Below are 19,053 nucleotides of genomic sequence, written 5' to 3'. Positions count from 1 at the left end.
GCGCGCATTCGATGCTGTTTCCCTTTTCTGTGAGCCCGCTGCGCCCCGTGGCGGCCAGCGTGGCGGTGGTGGCCGCTGCCTGCGCCTTGCCCGCGCTGGCGGCCGAGCCTTTCGTGCTGAAGGACATCCGCATCGAGGGCCTGCAGCGCACCGATCCGGGCACGGTGTTCGCAGCGCTGCCCTTTCGCATCGGTGACACCTACAGCGACGAGAAGGGCGCCGCGGCGCTGCGCGCGCTCTTCGCCACCGGGCTGTTCCGCGACGTGCGCATCGAGGTCGATGGCGACGTGGTGGTGGTCGTGGTCGATGAGCGCTCGATCATTGCCAATGTCAACTTCGTGGGCCTCAAGGAGTTCGACCAGGACACGCTGACGAAGTCGCTGAAATCCGCGGGCATCGGCGAGGGCCTGCCCTTCGACCGCGCCACGGTGGACCGCGCCGAGCAGGAGATCAAGCGCCAGTACCTCTCGCGCAGCCTCTACGGCGCCGAGGTCGTCACGACGATCACGCCGCAGGAGCGCAACCGTGTCAACGTCACCTTCACCATCGTCGAGGGCGAGACGGCGCGCATCAAGGACATCCGCATCGTCGGCGCCCGGGCCTTCTCCGAGGGCACGCTGCGCGGGTTGCTGGAGCAGACCACCAGCGGCTGGCTGACCTGGTACACCAAGACCGACCGCTACTCGCGCGCCAAGCTCAACGCCGACCTGGAGACGCTGCGCGCCTACTACACCAACCGCGGCTACCTCGAGTTCAACGTCGAGTCCACGCAGGTCACGATCTCGCCGGACAAGCAGGAGATCTCGATCACGATCAACATCCGCGAGGGCCAGCCCTACACCGTCACCGGCGTGCGGCTGGAGGGCGACCTGCTGGGCAAGGAAGACGAATTCCGCTCGCTGGTCAGGATCAAGCCCGGCGAGCCCTACCGCAGCGAGGACGTGGCCGAGACGGTGCGCCAGTTCACCGAGCGCTTCGGCTTCTACGGCTATGCCTTCGCGCGCGTGGAGTCGCGCCCCGAGATCGACCGCGCCAACGGCCAGGTGGCGGTGGTGCTGGCGGCCGAGCCGCAGCGCCGCGTCTACGTGCGCCGCATCAACGTCGCGGGCAACACGCGCACGCGCGACGAGGTGATCCGGCGCGAGTTCCGGCAGTTCGAGTCCTCGTGGTACGACGGGCAGCGCATCAAGCTCTCGCGCGACCGCGTGGACCGGCTGGGCTACTTCAAGGAAGTGGCGGTGGACACCGAGGAGGTGCCCGGCGCGCTCGACCAGGTGGACCTCACCGTCAACGTGGCCGAGAAGCCCACCGGCAACCTGATGCTGGGCGCGGGCTTCTCCAGCGCCGAGAAGCTCACGCTGTCGGGCTCCGTGCGCCAGGAAAACGTGTTCGGCAGCGGCAACTACCTGGGCGTGGAGCTCAACACCAGCCGCTACAACCGCCAAATGGTGCTGTCCACGGTGGATCCGTACTTCACCATCGATGGCATCTCGCGCGCGTTGGACGTGTACTACCGCACCAGCCGTCCCATCAACAGCCAGGGCGAGGACTACAAGCTCATCACGCCCGGCGCCGCGATCCGCTTCGGCGTGCCGTTCTCCGAGTACGACACGGTGTTCTTCGGCATCGGCGCCGAGCGCACCGAGATCCGCGGCAGCGCGCTGCCCAACGCCTACTTCGTGTACCGCGAGCGCTTCGGCGACACGGCCGTGTCGATCCCGCTGACGGTGGGCTGGGCGCGCGACCAGCGCGACAGCGCGCTGGTGCCCACGCGCGGGCGCTACCAGCGCATCAACGTCGAGGTCTCGCCCGGCGGCGACGCGCGCTACGTGCGCAGCAACTTCCAGCTGCAGCAGTACGTGGCCCTGGGCACGCGCTTCACGCTGGGCCTCAACGGCGAGCTCGGCTGGGGCAAGGGCCTGGGCGGGCGGCTGTACCCGGTGTTCAAGAACTTCTACGGCGGCGGCCTGGGCTCGGTGCGCGGCTTCGACCAGAGCTCGCTGGGCGTGGTGGACCCCACCGGCGCGTACCTGGGCGGCAACCGCAAGCTCAACCTCAACGCCGAGCTCTACGTGCCGGTGCCCGGCTCGGGCAACGACAAGACGCTGCGGCTGTTCGGCTTCATGGACGCGGGCAACGTCTGGGGCGAGGACGAGAAGATGACGGTCGACGACCTGCGTGCCTCCGTGGGCATCGGCCTGAGCTGGCTGTCGCCGGTGGGCCCGCTCAAGCTCAGCGTGGGCACGCCGGTGCGCAAGCAGCCGGCGGATAGAATCCAGCGTTTCCAATTCCAGATCGGGACTGCGTTTTGATGAACAAGGGTGGATTGAAGTCGCTGGTCCTGGCCGCGGCGCTGGCGGCTGCCGGCGTGGCTGCGCAGGCCCAGGAATTGAAGATCGGCTACGTCAACAGCGAGCGCGTGCTGCGCGAGGCGACGCCGGCCAAGGCGGCGCAGAGCAAGCTCGAAGCCGAGTTCGGCAAGCGCGAGAAGGAGCTCTCCGACATGGCCGCGCGGCTGAAGGCGGCCTCCGACCGGCTGGAGAAGGACGCCCCGACGCTGGCCGAGGCCGAGCGCACGCGGCGCCAGCGCGATCTGGTCGAGCAGGACCGCGACTTCCAGCGCCGGCGCCGCGAGTTCCAGGAAGACCTGAACCAGCGCAAGAACGAGGAGCTGGCCTCCGTCGTCGAGCGCGCCAACAAGGTCATCAAGCAGATCTTCGACCAGGAAAAGTACGACCTGATCCTGCAGGAGGTCGTCTTCGCCGGTCCGCGCGTGGACATCACCAAGAAGGTGATCGACGCGCTCAACGCCGGCAAGTAACGCTTGAGGCCGCCGGCGCCTCGCGGCACCGGCATCGACTCCCGCGGCCGCCCCTTGCAGGGCGGCCGCTGCCATTTCAAACCGCATGGATGAGCCCTCAACCATGAGCAGCGTCACGCTCTCGGACATCGCGGCCGCGCTCGGCGGCGAGCTGCTGGGCGATGCGGCCATCCGCATCGAGGCCATCGCGCCGCTCGAGGACGCGACGCCCGCGCACATCAGCTTCCTGGCCAATCCGCGCTACCGCGCGCAGCTGCAGAGCACGCGCGCGGGCTGCGTGATCGTGGCGCCGGCCTTGGGCGAGGCCGCCGCCGCGCGCGGCGCGGCGCTGGTCACGCCCGACCCGTACCTCTACTTCGCGCGGCTGACGCAGTGGTGGGCGGCGCGCACGCGCCCGGCTTTGCCCGCCGGCGTGCACCCGGCCGCGGTGGTGGAGGAGGGGGCGCACATCGACCCGAGCGCGCGCGTGGAGGCGCTGGCCTTCGTGGGCGCCGGCGCGGTGGTGGAAGCGGGTGCCGTGATCGGCGCGCAGGCCTGCGTCGGCCGCGGCGCGCGCGTGGGCGCCGGCTCGCGCCTGGCGCCGCGCGCGGTGCTGGGCGACGGCTGCACGCTGGGCGCGCGCGGCATCGTGCACGGCGGCGCGGTCATCGGCGCCGACGGCTTCGGCTTCGCGCCGCACCAGGGCCGCTGGGAAAAGATCGAGCAGCTCGGCGCCGTGCGCATCGGCGACGACGTCGAGATCGGCGCCAACACCTGCATCGACCGCGGCGCCCTGGGCGACACCGTCATCGAGGACGGCGTCAAGCTCGACAACCTGATCCAGGTCGCGCACAACGTGCACATCGGCGCGCACACGGCCATCGCCGGCTGCGTGGCCATTGCCGGCAGCACGCGCATCGGGCGCCACTGCACGATTGCCGGCGCCTCCAGCCTCGTGGGCCACATCGAGCTGGTGGACCACGTGCACATCTCGGCCTGCACGCTGGTCACGCGCTCGGTGCGCCAGCCGGGCCGCTACAGCGGCTCCTTTCCCTTCGACGACAATGCCAGCTGGGAAAAGAACGCGGCCACGCTGCGCCAGCTGCACCCGCTGCGCGAGCGCGTGAAGGCTCTTGAGAAGGCGCTGGCAAAGAGGCCGGACCCCGTGCCGGGCACCACCCCCAGCGCCGCGGCCGAGAGCCCCCAGACCCCCGAACACAAAGAACCATGATGGACATCCACCAGATCCTCAAGAAGCTGCCCCACCGCTACCCGATCCTGCTCGTGGACCGGGTGCTGGAGGTCGAGAAGGGCAAGCGCATCGTCGCGCTCAAGAACGTCACCATCAACGAGCCCTTCTTCGTCGGCCACTTCCCGCACCGGCCGGTGATGCCGGGCGTGCTGATCATGGAAGCGCTGGCCCAGGCCTCGGCGCTGCTGGCCTTCGCCACCGACGACACCGAGCCCGACGCCAACACGGTCTACTACTTCGTCGGCATCGACGGCGCGCGCTTCAAGCGCCCGGTCGAGCCCGGCGACCAGCTGCACCTGGACGTGACGCTGGAGCGCATGAAGGCCGGCATCGCCAAGTTCAGCGCGCGCGCGCTGGTCGACGGCGAGCTCGCCGCCGAGGCGCAGCTCATGTGCACGATCCGCAAGATCGCCTGACGCGCGCATGGCCCAGATCCATCCCACCGCGCTGGTGGACCCGGCCGCGCAGCTGGCCGACGACGTGGTCGTCGGCGCCTACACGCTCATCGGGCCGGAGGTCACCATCGGCGCCGGCACCCGCGTCGGGCCGCACTGCGTGATCGAGGGCCGCACCCGCATCGGGCGCGACAACCAGATCTTCCAGTTCTCCTCGCTGGGCGCGGCGCCGCAGGACAAGAAGTACGCCGGCGAGCCCACCGAGCTGCACATCGGCGACCGCAACACCATCCGCGAGTTCTGCACCTTCAACCGCGGCACGGCGCAGGACGCGGGCGTCACGCGCGTGGGCGACGACAACTGGATCATGGCCTACGTGCACATCGCGCACGACGTGCAGCTGGCCAACAGGACGATCCTGGCCAACAACGCCACGCTCGCCGGCCACGTGCACGTGGGCGACTGGGCCATCGTGGGCGGGCTCACCGGGGTGCACCAGTTCGTGCGCATCGGCGCGCACGCCATGATCGGCTTCGCCACCGCGCTGTCTCAGGACGCGCCGCCGTTCATGATGGTCGACGGCAACCCGGCCGCGGCGCGCGGCTTCAACGTCGAGGGCCTGCGCCGGCGCGGCTTCAGCCGCGAGCGCATCGCGCAAGTCAAGCAGATCCACAAGCTGCTCTACCGCGAGGGCCTGACGCTGGAGCAGGCCAAGGCCGGCATCGAGGCGCTGCGCGGCGGCACCGACGCCGATGGCGACGCGGACCTGGCGCTGATGCTGCAGTTCCTGGACCAGGCCAAGCGCGGCATCGTGCGCTGACAACCATGGCACCCATCGCAGGCGATCCTCGCTTCTCGATGGTCGCCGGCGAAGCGTCCGGCGACCTCCTGGCTTCCTTGCTGCTCGGCGGGCTCAAGGCGCGCTGGCCGCAGCTGGCCGCCGGCGGCATCGGCGGGCCGAAGATGGTGGCCCAGGGCTTCACGCCCTGGTGGCCCAGCGACAAGCTGGCCGTTCATGGCTATGCCGAGGCGCTGCGCCACTACCGCGAGATCTCGGGGATCCGCGAGGCGCTGCTGCAGAGGCTGCTGCGCGAGCGGCCGCAGCTCTTCATCGGCGTGGACGCGCCCGACTTCAACCTGGGGCTGGAGGCGCGGCTGAAGGCCGCCGGCATCCGTACCGTGCACTTCGTGTGTCCGTCGATCTGGGCCTGGCGCGGCGGGCGGGCCAAGCGCCTGTCCCGCAGCGCCGACCACGTGCTGTGTCTCTTCCCCTTCGAGCCGGAGCTGCTGCGTGGCCACGGCATCGAGGCCAGCTACGTCGGGCACCCGCTGGCCGACGCGATCCCGCTGCAGGTGCCGCGCGCCGCGTCGCGCGAGGCGCTGGGGCTCGGCCCCGACGACGCCGTGCTGGCGGTGATGCCGGGCAGCCGCCGCGGCGAGATCACGCACCTGCTGCCATCGTTCCTGGGCGCGGTGCGGCTGCTGCACGCGGCGCGGCCCGACCTGCGCTTCGTGCTGCCGGTGGCGCCGGGAGTGCGGGGCCTGATCGACACCCTGATCGCAGCGCACGGCGCCGGGCTGCCGCTGCAACTGCTCGACGGCCAGTCGCATGCCGCGCTGGCTGCCTGCGACGCCACGCTCATTGCCAGCGGCACCGCCACGCTGGAGGCGGCGTTGTTCAAGCGCCCGATGGTGATTGCCTACCGCATGGCGGGCTTGAGCTGGCAGATCATGAAGCGCATGCGCTACCAGCCCTGGATCGGGCTGCCCAACATCCTGTGCCGCGACTTCGTGGTGCCGGAGCTGCTGCAGCACGACGCCACGCCGCGCGCGCTGGCCGACGCGGTGCTGCAGTGGCTCGACGCGCCGCAGCGCGCGGCGGCGCTGGAGCAGCGTTTCCTGGATTTGCACCACCTCCTGCGGCGCGACACGGCGCGCACCGCGACGGAGGCGATCGCGCGGGTGCTGGATGGGACCTGAACAGATGGCGTTGTGTTTCGACGTGCCCGGACTCGTGGCCGGGGTGGACGAGGCCGGGCGCGGCCCGCTGGCCGGCCCGGTGGTGGCGGCGGCGGTGATCCTGGACGACGCGAACCCGGTCGAGGGCGTGGCCGATTCCAAGGCGCTCACGGCGCGGCGGCGCGAGCTGCTGTTCGACCAGATCCGCGCGCGGGCGCTGGCCTTCTGCATCGCCGAGGCCAGCGTCGAGGAGATCGACCGGCTCAACATCCTGCACGCCACGATGCTGGCGATGAAGCGGGCCGTGGAGGGCTTGCGCCTCAAGCCGGCCAAGGCGCTGGTGGACGGCAACCGGCTGCCGCCGCTGCGCATTCCGGCCGAGGCCGTCGTGCGCGGCGACGCGCTGGTGCCGGCCATCTCCGCCGCCTCGATCCTGGCCAAGGTGCACCGCGACCGGCTGTGCCGCGAGCTGCATGCCGCGCATCCGCACTACGGCTTCGACGTGCACAAGGGCTACCCGACCCCAGCGCACCTGGCCGCGCTGCGCGAGCATGGCGCCAGCAGCGCGCACCGGCGCAGCTTCCGCCCGGTGCGCGAGGCGCTGGCGGCGCGGCTGACCGCGGGAGAGCCGGCATGAGCCAGGGCATGAACCCGGGCGCGAATGCCGGCATGGGCGAGCCGCAGCGCATCTCCTCGCGCGACAACCCGTTGCTCGTGAAACTGCGCAAGCTCACGCAGGACCCGGGCGCCTACCGCAAGCTGGGCCTGGTGTGGCTGGAGGGCGACCACCTGTGCCGCGCGCTGCTCGCACGCGGGCAGCGCCCGGCGCAAGCGGTGGTGAGCGAGTCGGGCTGGCTGCAGCCGGCACTGCGCGAGCTCGCCGCCGCGGCGCCGAAGGCCGCGGTGGTGCCGGATGCGCTCTTTGCCGGCATCAGCGCGCTGGAGTCGCCGGCGCGCATCGGCTTCACCTGGGTGCCGCCGGCCGAGGCCGGGCTGTCTCCTGGCCTGGCCAGCGTGGTGCTGGACCGGGTGCAGGACGCGGGCAACCTCGGCAGCATCCTGCGCAGCGCCTCGGCGCTGGGCTTCGGGCAGGTCATCGCGCTCAAGGGCAGCGCGGCGCTGTGGTCGCCCAAGGTGGTGCGCGCCGGCATGGGGGCGCATTTCAATTTGCGGCTGGCCGAGGGCGTGGAGCCCGAAGCGCTGGCGGCGCTGCAGCTGCCGCTGGTGGCCACCAGCTCGCATGCCGCGCAGGCGGTGCACGCGGCAGAGCTGCCCTGGCCCTGCGCCTGGGTGCTGGGCCACGAGGGGCAGGGCGTGCGCGAAGAGTTGCTGCAGCGCTGCGCGCTGACCGTGCGCATCGCGCAGCCCGGCGGCGAGGAGTCGCTCAACGTCGCCGCGGCGGCGGCGATCTGCCTGCACGAATCGGCACGCCGGCGCACCGGCTGAGTTTTTTTACCAATGCCTTTGACACGCTGGTGAATAAATCACCAGTCTGTGTCAATTGATGCCGAACAAAAATTCGGCGGCAATCCGGGGCTCGGCACGCAGCGCCGCCGCCATGAAGCCCCGGTGCCAGGCGCCGGGGCGCTTTGCCCCTGTCAGTAGATCAGCCGGTCCGGGCGGATGTCGCGCAGGATGGTGGTGGCGATCTCCTCGATCGACTTGTGCGTGGAGCTGAGCCAGCCGATGCCCTCGCGGCGCATCATGGCCTCGGCCTCGCGCACTTCCCAGCGGCAGTTCTCGAGGGCGGCGTACTTGCTGCCCGGGCGGCGCTCGTTGCGGATCTGCGCCAGGCGCTCGGGGTCGATGCTCAGGCCGAAGCACTTGCGCTTGTGCGGCGCCAGCGACGACGGGATCTGGTTGCGCTCGAAGTCCTCGGGGATGAGCGGGTAGTTGGCGGCCTTGATGCCGTGCTGCATGGCCAGGTAGAGCGAGGTGGGCGTCTTGCCGCTGCGGCTCACGCCCACCAGGATCACGTCGGCGCTCTCCAGGTTGCGCGCGGACTGGCCGTCGTCGTGCGCCAGCGAGAAGTTGATGGCCTCGATGCGGTCGTTGTATTCCTCGCTCTTGGCCACGTCGGAGAAGCGGCCGACGCGGTGGTTGGACTTCACGCCGAACTCGGCTTCGAGCGGCTCGACGAAGGTGTTGAACATGTCGAGCACCAGCCCGTGCGCGGACTCCTTGACCAGGCGGCGCACGGCCTCGTTGACGAGGGTGATGAAGACGATCGGGCGCTTGCCCTCGCGCAGCGCGGTGGCCTCGATCTCGGCGGCAACCTGCGCGGCCTTCTCCTCGCTGTCGATGAAGGGCCGGCGCACGTGGCGGTGCTTGGCGGGGAACTGCGCCAGGATGGAATTGCCGAAGGTCTCGGCGGTGATGCCGGTGCCGTCGGAGACGAAGAACACGGTGCGGTTGGGCATGGCTGGGGGCAAGTAGGAAGTCTTGCCACGATCATAGGTGGCGCCTGCGTAGAATCCGCCCCATTCGCCTTGCGGTCTGCCGGCGCTCAAGCTCCGGCCTCTCGAATCCAAGAACACCAAGAACAATTGCACAACGGGCACGCGCCTGCGGCGTGCCGGCGGGCTTCGCAGGGCTCCAGGTTTTTCCATCCCTAGGAGCTTTTCCCATGTCCAACCCCCAACACGCGAACGCGCTGGTGCTGCCTTTCGAGGAGCTGCGCATGACCGACGTCGAGTCGGTCGGCGGCAAGAACGCCTCGCTGGGCGAGATGATCAGCCAGCTCGCCGCCTCCGGCGTGCGCGTGCCCGGCGGCTTCGCCACCACGGCGCATGCCTTCCGCGAGTTCCTGAAGTTCAACGACCTGACCGAGAAAATCAACGCGCGGCTGTCCTCGCTCGACGTGGACGACGTGCGCGCGCTGACCGAGGCCGGCGCGCAGATCCGCGGCTGGGTCATCGACGCGCCGTTCCCGCCGGCCTTCGAGGCGGCGGTGCGCGAGGAGTTCGTGCGCCTGACGGCCGACCATCCGGGTGCGAGCTTCGCGGTGCGCTCCTCGGCCACGGCCGAGGACCTGCCCGACGCCTCCTTTGCCGGCCAGCAGGAGACCTTCCTCAACGTCAGCGGCATCGACGACGTGCTGCACAAGATGAAGGAAGTCTTCGCCTCGCTCTACAACGACCGCGCCATCAGCTACCGCGTGCACAAGGGCTTCGCGCACAGCGACGTGGCGCTGTCGGCGGGCGTGCAGCGCATGGTGCGCTCCGACCTGGGTGCTGCCGGCGTGATGTTCACCATCGACACCGAGAGCGGCTTCCCCGACGTGGTGTTCATCACCGCCAGCTACGGCCTGGGCGAGACGGTGGTGCAGGGCGCGGTGAACCCCGACGAGTTCTACGTGCACAAGCCGGCGCTCAAGGCGGGCAAGTTCCCCGTGATCCGCCGCAACCTGGGCTCCAAGCTGATCCGCATGGAGTTCGCCAGCCCCGAGGAGAAGGCTGCCAGCGGCCGCCTGGTGCGCACCGTGGACACGCCGCCCGAGCAGCGCAACCGCTACGCGCTCAATGACGCCGACGTGGTCGAGCTGGCGAAGTTCGCGCTGATCATCGAGGAGCACTACGGCCGCCCGATGGACATCGAGTGGGGCAAGGACGGCCAGGACGGCCAGCTCTACATCCTGCAGGCGCGTCCCGAGACGGTGAAGAGCCAGGCCGCCGGCAAGGTCGAGCACCGCTACAAGCTCAAGGGCAAGGGCACCGTGCTGACCGAAGGCCGCGCCATCGGCCAGAAGATCGGCACCGGCCCGGTGCGGCTGGTGCGCAGCCTCTCCGAGATGGAGCGCGTGCAGCCCGGCGACGTGCTGGTGGCCGACATGACCGACCCCAACTGGGAGCCGGTGATGAAGCGGGCTTCGGCCATCGTCACCAACCGCGGCGGGCGCACCTGCCATGCCGCGATCATCGCGCGCGAGCTGGGCATCCCGGCCGTGGTGGGCTGCGGCGACGCCACCGAGCAGCTGCCCGACGGTGCGCTGGTGACCGTCTCCTGCGCCGAGGGCGACACGGGCTTCATCTACGACGGCCTGCTGGAGACCGAGGTCAGCGAGGTGCAGCGCGGCGAGATGCCGTACTGCCCGATCAAGATCATGATGAACGTGGGCAACCCGCAGCTGGCCTTCGATTTCGCCCAGATGCCCAACGCCGGCGTGGGCCTGGCGCGGCTGGAGTTCATCATCAACAACAACATCGGCGTCCACCCGAAGGCGATCCTCGACTATCCCAACATCGACGACGACCTGAAGAAGGCCGTGGAGTCGGTGGCCCGCGGCCACGCCTCGCCGCGCGCCTTCTACGTCGACAAGCTTGCCGAAGGCGTGGCCACCATCGCCGCGGCGTTCTGGCCCAAGCCCGTGATCGTGCGCCTCTCGGACTTCAAGTCCAACGAGTACCGCAAGCTCATCGGCGGCACCCGCTACGAGCCCGATGAAGAGAACCCGATGCTGGGCTTCCGCGGCGCCTCGCGCTACATCAGCGGCGACTTCAGCGACGCCTTCGGCATGGAATGCGAGGCGCTCAAGCGCGTGCGCAACGACATGGGCCTGACCAACGTCGAGATCATGGTGCCCTTCGTGCGCACCGTGTCGCAGGCGCAGCGCGTGGGCGAGATGCTGGCCAGCCGCGGCCTCAAGCGCGGCCAGGACGGCCTGAAGCTAATCATGATGTGCGAGGTGCCCAGCAACGCCATCCTGGCCGAGCAGTTCCTGGAGCATTTCGACGGCATGTCGATCGGCTCCAACGACCTGACGCAGCTCACGCTGGGGCTGGACCGCGACTCCGGGCTGGAGCTGCTGGCCAACGACTTCGACGAGCGCGACGCCGCCGTCAAGGCGCTGATCTCGCGCGCCATCGCGGCCTGCCGCGCCACGGGCAAGTACGTGGGCATCTGCGGCCAGGGCCCCAGCGACCACCCGGACTTCGCCGACTGGCTGGCCTCGGAGGGCATCGTGTCGATGTCGCTCAACCCGGACTCCGTGGCCGACACCTGGCAGCGCCTGGCCAAGCGCTGAAGCGCTGAAACGGCGCCCTGCGCCGCGCTCCTCCTGCCCACGCAGGGGCGCGGCATTCGTGAAAAAGCCCGGCAGCCGCCGGGCTTTTTCATGGCGGGCTCAAGGCGTGATCCCGCCGCACTGGCCCCCTGATCGCGTGCGCTGCTATAATCGCGGGCTTGCCTTGCCGTCCCACGCATGTTGACGCATGTGGGACGGCTTCCGTTTTTGGAATCCACAAGGAGCATCATTCATGCGTCACTATGAGATCGTGCTGCTGATCCACCCGGATCAGAGCGAGCAGGTTCCGGCCATGCTGGAGCGCTACAAGACCCTGGTCACCAACGCCGGTGGCAAGGTGCACCGCGTCGAGGACTGGGGCCGCCGCCAACTGGCTTACCTGATCCAGAAGCTGGCCAAGGCGCACTACCTGTGCCTGAACATCGAGTGCAGCAAGGACACGCTGGTCGAGCTGGAGACGGGCTTCCGCTTCAACGACGCCGTGCTGCGCCACCTGACCGTGGCCAAGGACAAGGCCGAGACGACCCCGTCGGTGATGATGAAGGCCGTCGAGAAGGAAGAAGCCCGCAAGGCCGCGCAGGAAAGCGCTGCCTGATGAGCGCGGGCGCGTTGGCGCCGCTGCCGCAGGTTGCCGCGGGCGTGAACCGGCTGGTGCTCAGTGCCCAGCTCGTCGCACGCGGTGCCCTGCGCTACACCCCCGCCGGGCTGCCGGCCCTGGACCTGGAACTCAAGCACGAGTCGCAGGTCCTGGAAGACGGCCTGCCGCGCCGGGTCTCGCTGGAGATCCGGGCCGTGGCGATCGGGGACATCACGCGGCGCCTGGGGGCGCTGGCACTGGGACACAGCGGCGAATTCGCCGGCTTCCTGAGTGCCGGACGCAACAAGCGCGGCCTGCTCTTCCATGTCACGGCGCTCGACTGAAACCTAGCTCCGGTCGAGCCACACCGTCGTTCCCAATTTCGAATCTGGATTCAAGGAGTCACACATGGCCCCGCCTCGTGGAAAAGGTCGCTTCTCGAAGGACCGCAAGCCCAAGCGCAACCAGCAATCGCTGCTGTTCCGCCGCAAGCGCTTCTGCCGCTTCACCGTCGCCGGTGTCGAGCAGATCGACTACAAGGACATCGACACGCTGCGCGACTTCGTCGGCGAGAACGGCAAGATCACGCCGGCCCGCCTGACCGGCACGCGCGCCTTCTACCAGCGTCAGCTGACCACCGCCATCAAGCGCGCGCGCTTCCTGGCGATGCTGCCGTACAGCGACCAGCACAAGCTCTGAATAGGAAAGCAGCACCATGCAAGTGATCCTGCTCGAAAAGGTTGCCAACCTGGGCAACCTGGGTGACGTCGTCAAGGTCAAGGACGGCTACGCCCGCAACTTCCTGATCCCGACCAAGCAGGCGCGCCGCGCCACCGAGGCCGCGCTCCAGGAATTCGCCACCCGCCGTGCCGAGCTCGAAAAGGCCGCCGCCGAGAAGCTCGCCGCCGCGCAATCCCAGGGCGAGCGCCTGGCCGGCGTGACCGTGCAAATCGCGCAGAAGGCCGGCGTCGACGGCCGCCTGTTCGGCTCGGTGACCAACGCCGACATCGCCGAAGCGCTCAAGGCCCAGGGCTTCGAGATCGTCAAGGCCCAGGTGCGCATGCCCAACGGCCCGCTCAAGACCGTGGGCGAGTTCCCGGTGAGCGTTGCGCCCCACACCGACGTGGTGGTCGAGCTGACCGTCAAGGTCGTGGCCGAGGCGGAATAAGCGCTCCACACCCGAGCGCCAAGCCGGCGCGGCCCGTGCACACGCGGGCTGCGCTGCAACGAGAAGGGCCGGCCTTGCCGGCCCTTTTTCATGGGCGTTCCATGGGTGGCTCGCTGTCCGCCGCCAGGGCCGCCGCCCGCGCGGTGGCAGCCCTGGCAAGCAGATTTTTTCGAAGCTTGGCGCCCGTCCAACGGCGCCGACCCTGTCCGTTCTGCGGTCCCGACCGCGCTCGTATCATCTTCCGATGCCTGCTGTATTTCCCTCCCGAGACACCGCCGCCGGCCCGCGTGACGACGAGGTCGCGCGGCTGCGCGTGCCGCCGCATTCCATCGAGGCCGAGCAGAGCGTGCTCGGCGGCTTGCTGCTGGACAACGGCGCCTGGGACCGCGCCGGCGACACGCTGGCCGAGGGCGACTTCTACCGCTACGAGCACCGCCTGATCTACGGCGCCATCGGCGCCCTCATCAGCGCCAGCAAGCCCGCCGACGTCATCACCGTCTTCGAGCAGCTGCAGAGCCTGGGCAAGGCCGAGGAATGCGGCGGGCTGGCCTACCTCAACGCGCTGGCGCAAAGCGTGCCCAGCGCGGCCAACCTGCGCCGCTACGCCGAGATCGTTCGCGAGCGCGCCATCCTGCGCAAGCTCATCGAGGCCAGCGACGAGATCGCCACCAACGCCTTCAATCCGCAGGGCCGCGCCGTGTCGCAGATCCTCGACGAGGCCGAGGGCAAGATCTTCAAGATCGGCGAGGAGGGCTCGCGCCAGAAGCAGGGCTTCCAGAGCATGGATCACCTGGTGATGCAGCTCATCGACCGCGTCACCGAGCTGGCCGAGAACGGCGCCGAGGAAGTCACCGGCGTGCGCACCGGCTTCTACGACATGGACCGCATGACGGCGGGGCTGCAGCCGGGGGACCTGGTCATCCTGGCCGCGCGCCCGAGTATGGGCAAGGCGCAGCCGCTGGATGCGCGCGTGCGCACGCCCGGCGGCTGGAAGGCCATGGGCGAACTGGCGGTGGGCGACGCGGTGTGCTCCCCCGACGGTGCGCCCTCCATCGTCACTGGCGTCTACCCGCAGGGCGAGCGCGCGGTGTACCGGGTGCGCTTTTCCGACGGCCGCTCCACCGAAGCCTGCGCCGAGCACCTGTGGCGCGTGCATTACCGCGCCTGGGCGCAGCCGCGCGTCGTGTCCACCGCCGAGTTGGTCGGCATGCTGGGCAAGCGCCGCTACCAGGGCCGGCTGTGGATCGACACGCCCACGGAGCACTTCGGGCATTCGGACGATTTGCCGCTGGACCCGTGGCTGCTGGGCGCGCTGCTGGGCGACGGCTGCCTGCGCGGCACGGCGTTGCGCTTTTCCACCGCGTCGGCGGAAATGCTGCAGCGGCTGCGCGAGCGCGTGGGCAGCGGCATGGAGGTGGTGCACGCCGAGCGCTACGACTACCGCATCGTCCAGTCCGACCGCGGCCACTGCGCCGGCACGGCCGGCACGCGCCGCAACCCGGTCAAGCAGGCGCTCGAAAGCCTGGGACTGTGGGACAGCGAGAGCGCCACGAAATTCGTGCCGGCGGTTTACCTGACGGCCCGCGCCGAGGTGCGCCGCGCCGTGCTGCAGGGCCTGCTCGACACCGACGGCTGGGTCGAGCGCTGGGGCAGCGTGCGCCTGAGCACGGCCAGCGAGCAGCTGGCGCAGGACGTGGCCGAGCTGGTGCGCTCGCTGGGCGGCTGGTGCTCCATCACGCGCAAGGCAACGCGCTACCGCGCCCGCGACGGCGTGCGCGCCGGGCAGCCGGCCTGGGTGTGCCACATCTCGCATCCGCAGCCGCGCTCGCTGTTCCTGCTGTCGGCCAAGCAGCTGGCGGCGCCCGAAGGCTGGCAGCGCGCCAAGCGGCTGACGCTGCAGTCCATCGAGCCCAGCCGCAGCACGGCCTGCCAGTGCATCTCGGTCAGCCACCCGACGCGCTGCTACGTCACCGACCAGCACGTGGTCACGCACAACACCGCCTTTGCCCTGAACATCGCCGAGCACGTCGCCGTGCACGAGGGCCTGCCGGTGGTGGTGTTCTCAATGGAAATGGGCGCGGCGCAGCTGGCGCTGCGCATGGTCGGCTCGCTGGGCCGCATCGACCAGCAGCACCTGCGCACCGGCGCGCTGCGCGACGACGAGTGGAGCCGCCTCACCGAGACCGTGGACCGGCTCAGCAAGGCCAGCGTCTTCATCGACGAGACACCCGCGCTCAACCCCGCCGAGCTGCGCGCGCGCGCCCGGCGCCAGGCGCGCCAGTGCGGGCGGCTGGGGCTGATCGTCATCGACTACCTGCAGCTCATGAGCGGCTCCGCGGGCTCCGAGGAAAACCGCGCCACCGTCATCGGCGAGATCTCGCGCGGCCTCAAGGCGCTGGCCAAGGAGCTGCACTGCCCGGTGATCGCGCTGTCGCAGCTCAACCGTTCGGTGGAAACACGGCCGGACAAGCGGCCGATGATGAGTGACCTAAGAGAATCAGGTGCCATCGAGCAGGACGCCGACGTGATCATGTTCATCTACCGCGACGAGTACTACAACAAGGAGTCCAAGGAGCCCGGCGTCGCGGAAGTCATCATCGGCAAGCAGCGCAACGGGCCGGTCGGCACCGTCAAGCTGACCTTCCTCAAGCCGCTGACCAAGTTCGACAACCTCGCGCCCGGCAGTGCCGGCGGCGATTACTGAAGCACTGAAGACAGGCTTCGCGGGCGGCATCCGGCGCCGCCCGCGGCCGCCGTGGCGCCGTTGCCACGACCGGCCGCCAGGGTGAAACAGCCCTGTGCAGGGCGGCACGACTACTGTATAAAACAACAGTATGCGTACCGCCCCACCCCCCATCGCCGCCGCGTCCGCCACGCCTGCCGTGCCCCTGCACTTCGTGCCGCTCAAGGGGCGGGGCGCCTCGCGCAACGTCGCCTCGCGCTTCGAGGCCCTTGGGCGTGACGGCTTCGACGACGGCTGGGGCACGCTGGCGCAGGCGGCGCTGCAGGAGCGCGCGGCGCCGCGCACCGAGATCATCGAGCAGCCGGTGCGCAGCATCCTGTCGGGCAACGACTCGCCCGACATCCCGTTCGACCTGTCCATCAACCCGTACCGCGGCTGCGAGCACGGCTGCATCTACTGCTTCGCGCGGCCCACGCACAGCTATCTCGACTTCTCGCCCGGGCTGGATTTCGAGACGCGCATCGTCGCCAAGACCAACGCCGCCGAGAAGCTGCGCGAGGCCTTCGCCAGCCCCGGCTACGAGCCGGCGCTGCTGAGCCTGGGCTCGGCCACCGACGCCTACCAGCCCGCCGAGCGGCAGCTGCGCATCACGCGCGGCGTCATCGAGGTGCTGTCCGAGCACCGCCATGCCTTCAGCATCGTCACCAAGTCCGCCGGCATCGAGCGCGACCTGGACCTGATCGCGCCCATGGCCGCCGACAGGCTCGCCGCGGTGTACGTCTCCATCACCACGCTGGACGTGAAGCTCGCGCGCCTGATGGAGCCGCGCGCCGCGGCGCCGGCGCGGCGGCTGCGCACCATCGAGACGCTGGCGCGCGCCGGCGTGCCGGTGGGCGTGAGCGTCTCGCCGCTGATCCCGCTGCTCAACGAGCCGGAACTCGAGCGCATCCTGGAAGCCGCGCGCGACGCCGGCGCCAGCCGCGCCTTCAGCGTGGCGCTGCGCCTGCCCTGGGAGGTGAACCCGCTGTTCCAGCAGTGGCTGCAACAGCATTTCCCGCAGCGCGCGGCGCACGTGATGGCGCGCATGCGCGAGCTGCGTGGCGGGCGTGACAACGACCCGCGCTTCGGCCACCGCATGCGCGGCCAGGGCGTCTGGGGCGAGCTGCTGTCGCAGCGGCTGCACAAGGCCTGCGCGCGGCTGGGCCTGAACCGCCAGCCGCTGGCGCTGGACCTGTCTCAGTTCCGCCGGCCCGAGGCGCCGGCACGCGCCGTGCGGGCATCGAAGGGGGCACAGGCGGCCAAGGCGGCTGCCGCCACGGCGGCCCCGGCGCTGCCGCCCCGCGGACTGCAGGGCGAGCTGTTCTGAGCCGAAGCGGCGGGCGGCGGCGCGCCGCGGTCCCGGCCCCTGTCCGGGAAAGCGGCCCCGTGCTCAGTCCGGCCGGGCGGCCTGCGGGTGCCGGCAGGGGCCGAAGACGTCCAGCTCGGCCCGGTAGGCGGCCGTCTGCACCTGCAGCCAGCCCAGCACGCTGTGCGAGAGGTGGTCGTGCGACAGCGGCTGCTGGCGCTGCCGGCGCAGGCAGCCCAGGTCGTTGCCCGTGGCTGCCTCGGTCGCCTGCGGCCACCAGGCAATCCAGGGCACGTGCTTCTGCGCGCGGGGCGCCACGGCGTAGGGCAGGCCGTGCAGGTACAGGTTGTTCTCGCCCAGCGACTCGCCGTGGTCCGACACGTACAGCAGCCCCGGCGCCCAGGCACCGGCGCGCTGCTGCAGCCAGCCGGCCAGCGCGGTGAGCAGCCGGTCGGTGTAGGCGATGGAGTTGTCGTAGGCGTTCACCAGCGCCTGCCGATCGCAGCGCTGCAGCGCGGTGCTGGTGCATTCGGGCTGGAAGGGCTTCATGTCGGGCGGCGAGCGCAGCGAATAGGCCGGGCCGTGGCTGCCCATCTGGTGCAGCACCATCACCACGCCGCGCGCGCGCGCGGCCTCGGGCAACTGCGCCAGGCGCTCGTCCAGCCCGTGCAGCATCGCCATGTCGAAGCACGCGCCCCCGTCGCGGCACAGGCCCGGGGGCAGCGGCGGCGCGCCCGGCGCCGGGGTTTCGGCGTGGGCCTGGTGCACGCGGTCGCACAGCTCCTTGCAGCCGGACTGGTTGTCCACCCACAGCACCGCCAGCCCGGCGTGCTGCAGCACGTCCAGCAGGTTCTCCTGCGGCGCCTTGAGCGCCTGGAAGCCCTCGCGCCCAAGCAGCGAGAACATGCACGGCAGCGAGGCCGCGGTGCTGGTGCCGCAGGAGGTGACGTCGGTGAAGCTGGCCACGCCCAGCGCCGACAGGCCGGGGTTGGTGGGGCGGCCATAGCCGTTGAGCTCAAAGTGGTCGGCGCGCGCCGTCTCGCCCACCACCAGCACCAGCAGCGGCGGCGGCGCGCCGACGGGCCGCGCGGCGAGCACGGCGTCCCGGCCGACCGGCGCCGGCGGCAGCTTCCGCTGCTTCGCGCCGGGGCCCAGCGTGGCGCGCGCCAGCGAGTACCAGCCGTTGACCGGGCTGATCATGTAGCGCAGCGTCGAGTGGTTGCGCATCAGCGAGGAGAAGTCGGCGAAGGTGGCGTAGACCAGGCCGGCCGCCAGGGCCAGTCCGCCCAGCACCAGTGCCGCGTTGCGTCCCAGCCCGCGCAGCATCCCGGGGCGGCGCAGCGGCCGGCGCCACAGCCACAGCATCGGCAGCAGCGCCAGGCCCGCGAAACTCAGCGCCATCGGAGCGCCCAGCAGGTCCCGCACCTCCCTCGCGTCGGTCTGCAGCACGTTGACCATCATGGTCGGGTCCAGCACCACGCCGTAGCTGCCGATGAAGTGCGCCGCGCCCGCGGTGCACAGCAGCACGAGGCTCAGCAGCGGCTTGACCAGCCGCGGCCACGCCAGCGGCGCCAGCAGCGCGGCCAGCATGCCGGCGATGCCCAGGCCCATGGCCGAGCCCACCAGCGCCAGCCGCGGGCCATCGAGATCGGGCAGCGATGCCAGCCGCTGCCACAGCGGCCAGTTGCCGGGTCCCGCGCACCACAGGGCGCACAGCAGCACCAGGCCCTGCGGGCTCCAGGCGTGGCGCGACGGCCGGGCTTTGGAAGGAGCAAAGAGCAGGCGCGATTTCATCGGGGCGGGATTGTCCCGGGCACCCTGCGTCCGCAAACGGGCACACGCCGAAGCCGT

General features: G+C 70.4%; 17 protein-coding genes. 15 read left to right on the top strand and 2 right to left on the bottom strand.

What is annotated here, in order from left to right; genetic code table 11:
• Positions 1-11: 11 nt before the first annotated feature.
• From bamA to FJ694_RS05515, 8 genes are all read left to right on the top strand, one after another.
• Positions 12-2,312 carry an outer membrane protein assembly factor BamA gene (gene bamA, locus FJ694_RS05550; RefSeq protein WP_157265056.1) on the top strand — a complete coding sequence of 767 codons (2,301 nt, stop codon included), beginning with the start codon at positions 12-14 and terminating at the stop codon, positions 2,310-2,312.
• Entirely contained in the window at positions 2,312-2,821 is a 510-nt protein-coding gene (locus FJ694_RS05545) for an OmpH/Skp family outer membrane protein (RefSeq protein ID WP_157265054.1), read from the top strand. Before bamA ends, FJ694_RS05545 begins: the two co-directional genes overlap by 1 nt.
• Before the next feature lie 103 nt (positions 2,822-2,924).
• A complete protein-coding gene (gene lpxD, locus FJ694_RS05540) occupies positions 2,925-4,031 on the top strand; it encodes a UDP-3-O-(3-hydroxymyristoyl)glucosamine N-acyltransferase (protein WP_157265052.1) in 1,107 nt (368 codons plus the stop codon).
• Positions 4,028-4,468, top strand: coding sequence for a 3-hydroxyacyl-ACP dehydratase FabZ (gene fabZ, locus FJ694_RS05535; RefSeq protein ID WP_157265050.1), 441 nt, complete (start codon positions 4,028-4,030; stop codon positions 4,466-4,468). The genes lpxD and fabZ overlap by 4 nt, the downstream gene beginning before the upstream one ends.
• Before the next feature lie 7 nt (positions 4,469-4,475).
• Positions 4,476-5,267 carry an acyl-ACP--UDP-N-acetylglucosamine O-acyltransferase gene (lpxA, locus tag FJ694_RS05530; protein ID WP_157265048.1) on the top strand — a complete coding sequence of 264 codons (792 nt, stop codon included), beginning with the start codon at positions 4,476-4,478 and terminating at the stop codon, positions 5,265-5,267.
• A 5-nt stretch (positions 5,268-5,272) separates the two neighbouring features.
• Complete coding sequence (gene lpxB / locus FJ694_RS05525) at positions 5,273-6,427, top strand: lipid-A-disaccharide synthase (RefSeq protein ID WP_232539909.1); 1,155 nt, start codon at positions 5,273-5,275, stop codon at positions 6,425-6,427.
• Positions 6,417-7,043 (top strand): ribonuclease HII, encoded by a 627-nt coding sequence (gene rnhB / locus FJ694_RS05520; RefSeq protein WP_157265046.1) that lies wholly within the window; start codon positions 6,417-6,419, stop codon positions 7,041-7,043. Before lpxB ends, rnhB begins: the two co-directional genes overlap by 11 nt.
• A complete protein-coding gene (locus FJ694_RS05515) occupies positions 7,040-7,852 on the top strand; it encodes a TrmH family RNA methyltransferase (RefSeq protein ID WP_157265044.1) in 813 nt (270 codons plus the stop codon). Before rnhB ends, FJ694_RS05515 begins: the two co-directional genes overlap by 4 nt.
• Positions 7,853-8,004: 152 nt before the next feature.
• Here FJ694_RS05515 and ppsR read toward each other — a convergent pair whose 3' ends face one another.
• Positions 8,005-8,826: a posphoenolpyruvate synthetase regulatory kinase/phosphorylase PpsR gene (gene ppsR / locus FJ694_RS05510; protein ID WP_157265042.1), complete on the bottom strand. Its 822-nt coding sequence runs from the start codon at positions 8,824-8,826 to the stop codon at positions 8,005-8,007.
• Positions 8,827-9,032: 206 nt separating this feature from the next.
• Between ppsR and ppsA the strand changes: the two genes are divergently transcribed.
• The 7 genes from ppsA (at position 9,033) to FJ694_RS05475 (ending at position 17,223) form a co-directional block, all read left to right on the top strand.
• Positions 9,033-11,429 (top strand): phosphoenolpyruvate synthase, encoded by a 2,397-nt coding sequence (ppsA, locus tag FJ694_RS05505; protein ID WP_157265040.1) that lies wholly within the window; start codon positions 9,033-9,035, stop codon positions 11,427-11,429.
• A gap of 232 nt (positions 11,430-11,661) precedes the next feature.
• Positions 11,662-12,024, top strand: coding sequence for a 30S ribosomal protein S6 (gene rpsF, locus FJ694_RS05500; RefSeq protein ID WP_157265038.1), 363 nt, complete (start codon positions 11,662-11,664; stop codon positions 12,022-12,024).
• Positions 12,024-12,350, top strand: coding sequence for a primosomal replication protein N (gene priB, locus FJ694_RS05495; protein ID WP_157265036.1), 327 nt, complete (start codon positions 12,024-12,026; stop codon positions 12,348-12,350). Before rpsF ends, priB begins: the two co-directional genes overlap by 1 nt.
• 64 nt (positions 12,351-12,414) lie before the next feature.
• On the top strand, positions 12,415-12,705 hold the full coding sequence (gene rpsR / locus FJ694_RS05490) for a 30S ribosomal protein S18 (RefSeq protein WP_157265034.1): 291 nt from the start codon (positions 12,415-12,417) through the stop codon (positions 12,703-12,705).
• 16 nt (positions 12,706-12,721) lie between these two features.
• On the top strand, positions 12,722-13,174 hold the full coding sequence (gene rplI / locus FJ694_RS05485; RefSeq protein WP_157265032.1) for a 50S ribosomal protein L9: 453 nt from the start codon (positions 12,722-12,724) through the stop codon (positions 13,172-13,174).
• Positions 13,175-13,418: 244 nt separating this feature from the next.
• Complete coding sequence (dnaB, locus tag FJ694_RS05480; RefSeq protein ID WP_157265030.1) at positions 13,419-15,878, top strand: replicative DNA helicase; 2,460 nt, start codon at positions 13,419-13,421, stop codon at positions 15,876-15,878.
• A gap of 130 nt (positions 15,879-16,008) precedes the next feature.
• Positions 16,009-17,223, top strand: a complete 1,215-nt coding sequence (locus FJ694_RS05475; protein WP_157265028.1) for a PA0069 family radical SAM protein — start codon at positions 16,009-16,011, stop codon at positions 17,221-17,223.
• A 63-nt stretch (positions 17,224-17,286) separates the two neighbouring features.
• Here FJ694_RS05475 and FJ694_RS05470 read toward each other — a convergent pair whose 3' ends face one another.
• A complete protein-coding gene (locus FJ694_RS05470) occupies positions 17,287-18,996 on the bottom strand; it encodes a phosphoethanolamine transferase (protein WP_198320727.1) in 1,710 nt (569 codons plus the stop codon).
• Positions 18,997-19,053 lie beyond the last annotated feature (57 nt).

This window comes from Azohydromonas aeria (genome assembly GCF_009760915.1).
GTDB lineage: Bacteria > Pseudomonadota > Gammaproteobacteria > Burkholderiales > Burkholderiaceae_C > Azohydromonas > Azohydromonas aeria.
Note: the sequence above shows the minus strand (reverse complement) of the source record. Positions and strands in the feature narration are given on the sequence as shown.